This window comes from Geodermatophilus sp. CPCC 205506, assembly GCF_051383635.1.
In the GTDB taxonomy this organism is placed as follows: domain Bacteria; phylum Actinomycetota; class Actinomycetes; order Mycobacteriales; family Geodermatophilaceae; genus Geodermatophilus.
The window spans coordinates 143,452-152,924 of record NZ_JALPKP010000007.1 but is presented as its reverse complement, the minus strand read 5'-3'; the positions used below and the strand labels follow the sequence as shown (position 1 = coordinate 152,924).

Genomic DNA, 9,473 nt, shown 5'->3' with positions numbered 1-9,473 from the left:
GAGATGTCACGCGTCCACTGTGCGGTTCTGAACGCACGCACCGCCCCCCACCCCCCACACCGGTGCGGATGGGGCCCGGAGCGAACAAGTTCACAGCGTTACGGCGGCCATGGCGAGAGGGAAACGCCCGGTCTCATTCCGAACCCGGAAGCTAAGCCTCTCAGCGCCGATGGTACTGCCCCGGAGACGGGGTGGGAGAGTAGGACGCCGCCGGACAACCATTCCCGAAAGGGCCCGCAGCCTCGCGCTGCGGGCCCTTTCGCATCCCCCCGGCCATGCCGGGGCCGGGCCCGTCCGCACCGAACCTCCCGCCCCCCGGCGATCTCCGCGGAGAACGACGGGCAACGGGTCCCCGCAGGGCCGGGACGTGAGTCGACCCCTTCGTCACGTGACGGAAGGGGTCGACGGCGGGGGCGGAGCGAGCGTCAGGGGACGACGCGGCGGATGCCTCCGTAGGACAGTGCGGCGACGACGGCGGCGATCGCGACGGGGATGCCGATGGCGAGGGTGCCGGTCGACTGGTCGGTGAGCCAGCGCCAGACGTCGCCCCACGCGTTCAGGCCGGTCGCCAGGACGGCGAGCCCGCCGGAGAACAGCACGCTCAGGATGACCAGCGTCCACAGGCCGTTGGACCCCCAGCGCTTGAACACCACACCGATGCCGATGCCGGTGAAGATCAGCGCCAGCATGGGCGCACCCGAGACGAGGACCTGCAGGAAGAAGTTGTCCACCAGCATGGGTGTGGGAACCCAGAAGTTCAGGTCGACGCCCCAGCCGCCGGTGGCCTGTCCGATCTCGTTGAGGACGGCGAGCGCGATGCCGTACCCCAGCGCCGACAGGACGCCGACCAGCGCGGTGCCGAGCCAGTAGGTGCGCCGGCTCAGGCTGACGCCCATCGCGAACGGCAGCAGCTGGGTGAGCGCCTGGACGAACACGACGCACACCGTGATGTAGAGCGCCGTGACGCCACCGGTGAAGTTGTTCGGGTCGTGCTGCGCGACGTCGGCGAGCCCCCAGATGGCCACGTTGAGGGCGAAGCTGATCCCGACGACCATCCACGGCACGCCGAAGATGACCAGGGGGTGCACGACCTGCAGGCGGGCTGCGGCGAGGACACGGTTCATCGGGTGACCTCCTCGAGGTCGTCGGAGGTGGCGGCGGCGGCGTCCGGTCGCGCGGTGCTCAGGCTCATGGCCACGACCAGTTGCTGGAGGGTGGTCGGCTCCCAGGACAGGCCGGCGGCGCTCGCGTCGTCGCCGTCCGCACCGTTCCGGAGCCGGACGACGGCCCGACTGTGCCCGCCGACGGACTCGCTGTGCAGCAGCTCGTGCCGGCCGGTGAAGGCGGCCACCGCAGCCCGCGGGCCGGTCACCGTGAGCGCGGAGCCGCGCAGGGACTCGGCGTCGGCATCGAGCAGCACCCGGCCGCGGTCGATCAGCAGCACCCGCTCGAGCAGGCTGGCGATCTCCTCGATCAGGTGCGTGGAGAGGACGACGGTGCGGGGGTGCTCGGCGTAGTCGGCCAGCAGCCGGTCGTAGAAGAGCTGCCGGGCGACGGCGTCCAGGCCGAGGTAGGGCTCGTCGAAGAGCGTGACCGGCGCCCGCGAGGCGAGCCCGATGACGATGCCGACGGCGGAGTTCATGCCGCGGGACAGCTTCTTGATCGTCCGCTTGGCCGGCCGGTCGAAGTCCTGCAGGAGGGCGGCCGCGAGGTCGCCGTCCCAGGCGGGGAACAGCATCGCCGCCGCGGCCAGGGCGTCGCGCACCCGGAAGTGGTCAGGGTAGCGCTGTCCCTCCTTGATGAAGCAGATCCGGCTCAGCACGTCGTCGTTCTCGTACGGCCGCGCACCGAACACCTCGACCCGCCCGCTGGTCGGCACGCGGTGGCCGGTCAGCAGCTGCATCAGCGTGGTCTTGCCCGCGCCGTTGCGGCCCAGCAGGCCGGTGATGGCGTCCTGCTCGATGACGGTGCTGACCCCGTCCAGGGCGGTGTGCTCGCGAAAGCGCATGGTCACGTCGTGCACGGTGGCGACGGCGGTCATCGGGTCTCCTCCCAGCGGTCGATCATGTCGGCGAGCTCGCGGACGGTGATGCCGAGCTTCTGTGCCTCGGTCATCAGCGGGCGCACGTACTGGTCGGCGAACTCGCTTCGCCGACGCTCGAGCAACTGCTCACGGGCGCCCGTGGCGACGAACATCCCGACTCCTCGTCTCTTGTGGAGGACCCCGTCGGCCACCAGCTGGTTGAGCCCCTTGGCCGCCGTCGCGGGGTTGATCCGGTGGAAGGCGGCCAGCTCGTTGGACGAGGGCGCCTGGCTCTCCTCGGCGAGGGAGCCGTCGACGATGGCGTTCTCGATCTCGTCGGCGATCTGCCGGAAGATCGGGCTGCCGTCCTCGATCACGGTCCGACCCGCGCCACGCCCCGGTGGCTGATTGGTTCATTACTCATGTAATGAACCGTAGAACCGCGCAGGTCCACCGCGCAAGCCCACTACGGTGGGTCGATGGACGACGGCGCCCTCCGCCCCTTCACCGTCGACGTGCCCCGGGACGACGTCGAAGAGCTGCGCCGCCGGCTGCGGGCGACCCGCTGGCCGGAGCCCCCGACCGTCGACGACTGGTCCCAGGGCGTTCCGCTCGGCGACCTGCGGGACCTCTGCCGCTACTGGGCCGAGGAGTACGACTGGCCGTCCCGGCAGGCGCGGCTCAACGCCGTCGAGCAGGTCGTCACCGAGGTCGACGGCCTGCCGATCCACGTCCTGCACGCCCGCTCGCCGCACGAGGGCGCCCTGCCACTGGTCATGACGCACGGCTGGCCGGGGTCGGTCGCGGAGTTCCTCGACGTGCTGGGCCCGCTCACCGACCCCGCCGACCCGCGGGACGCCTTCTCCGTCGTCGTCCCGTCCCTGCCGGGCTACGGCTGGAGCGGGAAGCCGGCCGCCCCCGGGTGGGGGCTGACCCGGACCGCCGACGCGTGGGCGGAGCTCATGACCCGGCTGGGCTACGAGCGGTTCGGGGCGCAGGGCGGCGACATCGGCTCGTTCGTGTCGGCCAACCTCGGCGCCCGCCACCCCGACCGGGTGGTCGGCGTCCACGTGAACATGGCGGTCAACGGGCCGCCGGAGGGGCAGACGGAGTTCACCGAGCGGGAGCAGCGGGCGCTGGAGCGGGAGCGCCACTACCGGACCGTCGACGCCGCCTACAACCAGCAGCAGCGGACCCGCCCGCAGACCCTCGGCTACGGGCTGACCGACTCCCCGGCCGGCCAGTGCGCGTGGATCCTCGAGAAGTTCTGGTCGTGGACCGACAGCGGCGGCGACCCGCTCGGGGTGCTCGGCGCCGACCGGCTGCTCGACCACGTCTCGGCGTACTGGTTCACCGGCTCGGCGACGTCGTCGGCCCGGATGTACTGGGAGATGGCCCAGGAGCCGGCCGCCCGGACGCCGACCGTGCCGGTGCCGGCCGGCGTCTCGCTGTTCCCGCGCGACATCCTGCAGCCGACCCGCGAGTGGGCGTCGGCGCAGTACCGCGACCTGCGGATGTGGCGCGAGCACGACCGGGGCGGCCACTTTGCGGCGATGGAGCAGCCGGAGCTGCTGGTGGCCGACGTGCGGGAGTTCTTCCGCCCCCTCCGGTGAGCGGCCGGCCGGCGCGCAACAGACCTGTCACACCGCCCGGTTACCGTCCGGGCTCCGCCGCACCCGGGAGGCCCGCCCGTGCACCTGACCCCCCACGAGCAGGAACGGCTGCTGCTCTCCTACGCCGCCGAGCTGGCCCGCCGGCGCCGGGCGCGCGGGCTCAGGCTGAACCTCCCGGAGGCGACGGCCGTCGTCACCGACCACGTGCTCGAGGGCGCCCGCGACGGCGTGCGCGTCGCCGAGCTCATGCAGTCGGGCCGCACGGTCCTCTCCCGGGACGACGTCATGGACGGCGTCCCCGAGCTGCTGGGGGAGGTGCAGGTGGAGGCGACGTTCCCGGACGGGACCAAGCTGGTGACCGTCCACCACCCGATCCCGTGAGCGCCGGCGAACGGGACCATCGAGCAGAGCCCGTGAGCGCCGGCGAACGGGACCATCGAGCAGAGCCCGTGATCCCCGGTGAGGTCATCGCGGCGGTCGGCGAGATCGAGACGCGGCCGGGGGCGCCGCGGGTGGAGCTGGAGGTGACCAACGCCGGCGACCGCCCGGTGCAGGTCGGCTCGCACTTCCACTTCGCCCAGGCCAACGGGGCGCTGCTGTTCGACCGCACCGCGGCCCACGGGCACCGGCTGGACGTCGCGGCGGGCACCGCGATCCGGTTCGAGCCGGGCATCACCCGCTCGGTGACCCTGGTGCCGCTGGCGGGTGCGCGCGTCGTGCCGGGGCTCACCCGCGAGGGAGGGCTCGGCTGATGGTGCGGCTCTCCCGCGAGCGCTACGCCCAGCTGTACGGGCCGACCGTCGGCGACCGCGTCCGGCTGGCCGACACCGACCTGCTCATCGAGGTCGAGGAGGACCGCTGCGGCGGCCCGGGGCTCGCGGGTGAGGAGGCGGTCTTCGGCGGCGGCAAGGTCATCCGCGAGTCGATGGGGCAGGGCCGGGCGACCCGCGCCGAGGGTGCGCCCGACCTGGTGATCACCGGTGCCGTCGTCCTCGACCACTGGGGGATCGTCAAGGCCGACGTCGGCGTCCGCGACGGCCGGATCGTCGCGCTCGGCAAGGCGGGCAACCCCGACACGATGGACGGCGTCCACCCCGCCCTGGTCATCGGCCCCGGCACCGAGGTGCTCGCCGGCAACGGCCGGATCCTGACCGCCGGCGGCATCGACTGCCACGTGCACTTCATCTGCCCGCAGATCGTGCCGACGGCGCTCGGCTCGGGGGTCACCACGCTCATCGGTGGCGGCACCGGGCCGGCGGAGGGGTCCAAGGCCACCACGATCACCCCGGGCGACTGGTACCTCGCCCGGATGCTCGAGGCGATGGACCCGTGGCCGGTCAACGTCGCGCTGCTGGGCAAGGGCAACACGGTGCGGCGGGAGGCGCTGGCCGAGCAGCTGAGGGCCGGTGCCAGCGGGTTCAAGCTGCACGAGGACTGGGGCTCCACGCCGGCGGCGATCGACGCGTGCCTCACCGTGGCCGGTGAGCACGGCGTCCCGGTGGCGCTGCACTCGGACACCCTGAACGAGGCCGGGTTCGTCGAGGACACCCTCGCCGCGATCGCCGGCCGGAGCATCCACGCGTACCACACGGAGGGAGCCGGGGGCGGTCACGCGCCTGACATCATCACCGTGGCCGGGCACCCCAACGTGCTGCCGTCGAGCACCAACCCGACCCGGCCGCACACGGTCAACACGCTCGACGAGCACCTCGACATGCTCATGGTCTGCCACCACCTCGACAGCTCGGTCCCGGAGGACCTCGCCTTCGCCGAGAGCCGGATCCGGCCGACGACGATCGCCGCGGAGGACCTGCTGCACGACGTCGGCGCGATCTCGATGATCGGCTCGGACGCCCAGGCCATGGGCCGGGTCGGGGAGGTGGTGCTGCGCACCTGGCAGACGGCGCACGTGATGAAGCGCAAGCGCGGCTCGCTGGCCGGGGACGGCGCCGCGGACAACCTGCGGGCCCGCCGGTACGTCGCGAAGTACACGATCTGCCCCGCCGTCGCGCACGGGATCGACGCCGAGGTGGGCTCCGTGGAACCGGGGAAGCTCGCCGACCTCGTGCTCTGGGACCCGGGGCTGTTCGGGGTCCGGCCGCACGCCGTCCTCAAGGGCGGGGTCATCGCGTGGGCGCAGATGGGCGATGCCAACGCCTCGATCCCCACGCCGCAGCCGGTGCTGCCCCGGCCGATGTTCGGCGCCTCCGGACGGGTGCCGGCGCGGACGTCGCTGCACTTCGTCGCCCCGGCCGCGGTCGAGGCGCGCCTGGCCGAGCGGCTGGCCGTGGACCGGCGGCTGGTCGCGGTCGCCGACACCACCCGGCTGACCAAGGCCGACCTGCCGGAGAACACCGCGCTGCCCGACATCCGCGTCGACCCGGACACCTTCACGGTGCGGGTCGACGGCGAGGTCTGGGAGCCCGAGCCGGCGCGCGAGCTGCCCATGGCCCAGCGCTACTTCCTGTTCTGATGACGGCCGCGCTGCTCACCCTGGCGGACTCCCGGCTGCCCGCCGGGGGGCACACGCACTCCGGCGGCGTGGAGCAGGCGATCGCCGCCGGGGTGGTCACCGACGCCGGCTCGCTGGCCGCCTTCCTGCGCCGCCGGCTGGCCACCGCGGGAGCCGTGGCCGCCGGCCTGGCGGCCGCGGCATGGGGCGCCGACGCCGCCGGGCTGGCGGAGCTCGACGCCGAGGCCGACGCCCGGACGCCGTCCCCGGCGTTGCGGGCCGCCTCGCGCCAGCAGGGCCGCGGGCTGGTGCGGGTCGGCCGGCGGGCCTGGCCCGCACCGCGCTGGGACGCGCTGCCCGCCGCACCGCACCACCCGCTGGCGCTCGGCGTGGCCGCGGCCGCGGGCGGGCTGACCGCCGCCGACGCGGCGTCGGCCGCCGCCTACCTGTCGGTCAGCGGACCGGCCACGGCGGCGCAGCGGCTGCTCGCGCTCGACCCGCTCACCGTCGCGGCCGTCACCGCGCGCCTGGCGCCGGAGGTCGACGCGGTCGCCGCCCGCGCCCGCTCGGAGCTGCCGGCGGTCGCCGATCCGCTGCTCGACCTGCTCGCCGAGGTGCACGCCGCACGGAAGGACCGGTTCTTTGCCTCCTGACCACGACCTGCACGACTACGTCGACCCCGCCGAGCCCGGTCGCCGCCCGGGAGGCCCGGTGCGGATCGGCCTCGGCGGTCCGGTCGGCTCCGGTAAGACCGCGTTGGCCGCGGCGCTGTGCCGCACGCTGGGCGCCGAGTACGACCTGGCGGTCGTCACCAACGACATATACACGACCGAGGACGCCGACTTCCTGCGCCGCAACGCCGTCCTCCCCGACGACCGGATCGAGGCCGTGCAGACCGGCTGCTGCCCGCACACCGCGATCCGCGACGACATCACCGCCAACCTCGACGCGGTGGAGCTGCTCGAGCAGCGGCACCCCGGACTCGAGCTGGTGCTCGTCGAGTCCGGCGGGGACAACCTGACCGCGAGCTTCAGCTACGGCCTGGTGGACGCCCAGGTGTTCGTGGTCGACGTGGCGGGCGGGGACAAGGTGCCGCGCAAGGGCGGCCCTGGAGTGACCGCCTCCGACCTGCTCGTGGTGAACAAGACCGACCTCGCGCCGCTGGTCGGCGCCGACCTGGACGTCATGCGCCGCGACGCGGACGCCGTGCGCGGCGGGAAGCCGACGCTGCTGATCTCGCTGCGCGAGGACCCGACGGCGGCGCCGGTGGCCGAGTGGGTGCGCGCGCAGGTCCGGGCGCGCGTGGCCGCGTGAGGACCGTCGTCGAGGTGGTCGCCCGGCCCGGTCCCGGCGGCCGCACCGTCCTGCCCGTGGTGCGCGCCAGTGGTCAGCTGGCGGTGCGGCGGACCGGCCCGGCGACCGTGCACCTCGTCGCGACCGCGTTCGGCCCGCTCGGCGGGGACGACGCGGAGATCCGGCTGGTGGTCGAGGCGGGCGCGACGCTGGCCGTGCGGTCGGTCGCCGCGGCCGTGGCGCTCCCCGCCCGGGAATGGACGCAGCCGTCGGTCCAGCGGGTCTCCGCGGAGGTCGACGGCGTGCTCGACCTCCGTCTCGAACCCACCGTCGTCGCCGCCCGGGCCGCCCACCGGGCCGGCCTGACCGCCCGGCTCGGGCCGGCGGGCGTGCTCACCGCCACCGAACGGGTGCTGCTCGGCCGCGCCGGCGAGGAGCCCGGGCGCTGGACCGGCACGACCCGCGTCGAGCGCGACGGGCGTCCGCTGCTGCACACCACCGTGGGGCTCGGTCCGGGCGAGCCGGCCTGGCTCCCGCCAGTGGCGCCCCGCGCGTACGCCGCCACGGTGCGGATCGGGGGCGGTGGCGGCAGTGCGGTGGCCACCGGCACGGACGCCGTCCGGCTGCCCCTTCCCGGCGGCTGGGTGGCGACGGCGTGGGGCGGCGAGCTGCACCGCGTCGTGCAGGCGGTGGAGGCGCTCGGGCAGGAGCCGGGAGCGAGGATGCCGGCGTGAGCCTCGTCGTCCGCGCGCGTCGGGTGGTGCTGCCCGCCGGCGAGCGCGCCGCCGCGGTGTACACCGAGCACGGCCGGATCACCGCCGTCACCCCCTTCGGCGACGCCCCGGCGGCCGCGGTGACCCTGGCCGACGACGAGGTGCTGATCCCCGGGCTCGTCGACAGCCACGTGCACGTCAACGAGCCCGGTCGCACCGAGTGGGAGGGCTTCGCCACCGCGACGCGTGCGGCGGCCGCCGGCGGGGTCACCACGATCGTCGACATGCCGCTGAACTCCGTCCCGCCGACCACGAGCGTCGACGCGTTGCACGTGAAACGGCGGGCGGCCGAGGGGCAGGTCGCCGTCGACGTCGCGTTCTGGGGCGGCGCGGTGCCCGGCAACGTCGACCAGCTGCGCCCGCTGCACGAGGCCGGCGTGGTCGGGGTCAAGTGCTTCCTGCTGGACTCCGGGGTGCCGGAGTTCCCGCCGCTGGACGACGCCGGACTGCGCGCCGCCCTCACCGAGCTCGCCCGGTTCAACGGGCTGCTCGTGGCGCACGCCGAGGACGCCGGGGTCATCGCGGCCGCGCCGCCGCCGGCCGGCTCCAGCTATGCGGCCTTCCTCGCGTCCCGGCCCGGAGCGGCCGAGGAGTCGGCGATCGCCGGTCTGGTGGCGGCGGCCCGCGACACGGGGGCGCGGGTGCACGTCGTCCACCTCGCCGACGCCGACGCCGTTCCGCTGCTGCGCCGGGCCCGCGCCGACGGGGTGCGGATCACCGTCGAGACCTGCCCGCACTACCTGACGTTCGCCGCCGAGGAGGTGCCCGACGGCGGAACGGCGTTCAAGTGCTGCCCGCCGATCCGGGAGACCCGGCACCGCGAGGCGCTGTGGACCGCGCTGGCCGACGGCGACGTCGACCTGGTGGTCAGCGACCACTCGCCGTGCACCCCGGACCTCAAGCGGCTCGACGTCGGTGACTTCGCGCTGGCCTGGGGCGGCATCGCCTCGCTGCAGGTGGCGTTCCCGGCGGTCTGGACCGGCGCGCGGGCCCGCGGGCTGGGCCTGGCGCAGGTGGTGGGCTGGATGTCCGCCGCGCCGGCCCGGCTGGCCGGGCTGACGGGGAAGGGCGCGATCGCGGTCGGAAAGGACGCCGACCTGGTCGTCTTCGCCCCGGACGAGCGCTGGCAGGTGGGGGAGCTGGCCCATCGGAACCCGGTGACCCCGTACGCCGGCCGGGAGCTGCGCGGCCGGGTGCGGCGGACCTGGCTGCGCGGTCGGGAGACCGACGGCCCCCCGACCGGCCGGCTGCTGCGCCGGGGGAGCCCGTGATCACCGGGGGAACAGTCGTGGGACAGTGACCCGCGCCGTCCGCGACAG

The 9,473-nt window shown here is 74.6% G+C and carries 11 protein-coding genes and 1 rRNA gene; 9 read left to right on the top strand and 3 right to left on the bottom strand.

What is annotated here, in order from left to right; genetic code table 11:
* The first annotated feature begins 99 nt into the window (after positions 1 to 99).
* Positions 100 to 216 (top strand): 5S ribosomal RNA (gene rrf / locus MY520_RS06305).
* A 209-nt stretch (positions 217 to 425) separates the two neighbouring features.
* On the opposite strand, the gene MY520_RS06300 is transcribed toward rrf, so the two are convergent.
* Genes MY520_RS06300 through MY520_RS06290 form a run of 3 tightly spaced genes read right to left on the bottom strand, consistent with a single transcriptional unit; the run spans position 426 to position 2,400 of the window.
* Positions 426 to 1,124, bottom strand: coding sequence for a hypothetical protein (locus MY520_RS06300; RefSeq protein ID WP_436691195.1), 699 nt, complete (start codon positions 1,122 to 1,124; stop codon positions 426 to 428).
* The gene (locus tag MY520_RS06295) at positions 1,121 to 2,041 is read right to left on the bottom strand and encodes an ABC transporter ATP-binding protein (RefSeq protein ID WP_436691193.1); all 921 of its coding nucleotides are present in this window, start codon (positions 2,039 to 2,041) and stop codon (positions 1,121 to 1,123) included. Before MY520_RS06295 ends, MY520_RS06300 begins: the two co-directional genes overlap by 4 nt.
* Positions 2,038 to 2,400: a GntR family transcriptional regulator gene (locus tag MY520_RS06290; RefSeq protein WP_436691191.1), complete on the bottom strand. Its 363-nt coding sequence runs from the start codon at positions 2,398 to 2,400 to the stop codon at positions 2,038 to 2,040. The genes MY520_RS06295 and MY520_RS06290 overlap by 4 nt, the downstream gene beginning before the upstream one ends.
* 102 nt (positions 2,401 to 2,502) lie before the next feature.
* Between MY520_RS06290 and MY520_RS06285 the strand changes: the two genes are divergently transcribed.
* The 8 genes from MY520_RS06285 (at position 2,503) to allB (ending at position 9,425) form a co-directional block, all read left to right on the top strand.
* On the top strand, positions 2,503 to 3,636 hold the full coding sequence (locus MY520_RS06285) for an epoxide hydrolase family protein (RefSeq protein WP_436691189.1): 1,134 nt from the start codon (positions 2,503 to 2,505) through the stop codon (positions 3,634 to 3,636).
* A gap of 78 nt (positions 3,637 to 3,714) precedes the next feature.
* Entirely contained in the window at positions 3,715 to 4,017 is a 303-nt protein-coding gene (locus tag MY520_RS06280) for an urease subunit gamma (RefSeq protein WP_436691187.1), read from the top strand.
* Between the two features lie 68 nt (positions 4,018 to 4,085).
* A complete protein-coding gene (locus MY520_RS06275; protein ID WP_436691185.1) occupies positions 4,086 to 4,388 on the top strand; it encodes an urease subunit beta in 303 nt (100 codons plus the stop codon).
* Positions 4,388 to 6,109, top strand: coding sequence for an urease subunit alpha (locus tag MY520_RS06270; RefSeq protein WP_436691183.1), 1,722 nt, complete (start codon positions 4,388 to 4,390; stop codon positions 6,107 to 6,109). The genes MY520_RS06275 and MY520_RS06270 overlap by 1 nt, the downstream gene beginning before the upstream one ends.
* Entirely contained in the window at positions 6,109 to 6,741 is a 633-nt protein-coding gene (locus MY520_RS06265; protein WP_436691181.1) for an urease accessory protein UreF, read from the top strand. The genes MY520_RS06270 and MY520_RS06265 overlap by 1 nt, the downstream gene beginning before the upstream one ends.
* Entirely contained in the window at positions 6,731 to 7,402 is a 672-nt protein-coding gene (gene ureG / locus MY520_RS06260; protein WP_436691179.1) for an urease accessory protein UreG, read from the top strand. Before MY520_RS06265 ends, ureG begins: the two co-directional genes overlap by 11 nt.
* Positions 7,399 to 8,115 carry an urease accessory protein UreD gene (locus MY520_RS06255; RefSeq protein WP_436691177.1) on the top strand — a complete coding sequence of 239 codons (717 nt, stop codon included), beginning with the start codon at positions 7,399 to 7,401 and terminating at the stop codon, positions 8,113 to 8,115. Before ureG ends, MY520_RS06255 begins: the two co-directional genes overlap by 4 nt.
* Complete coding sequence (gene allB, locus MY520_RS06250; RefSeq protein ID WP_436691175.1) at positions 8,112 to 9,425, top strand: allantoinase AllB; 1,314 nt, start codon at positions 8,112 to 8,114, stop codon at positions 9,423 to 9,425. Before MY520_RS06255 ends, allB begins: the two co-directional genes overlap by 4 nt.
* The last annotated feature ends 48 nt before the right edge of the window (positions 9,426 to 9,473 follow it).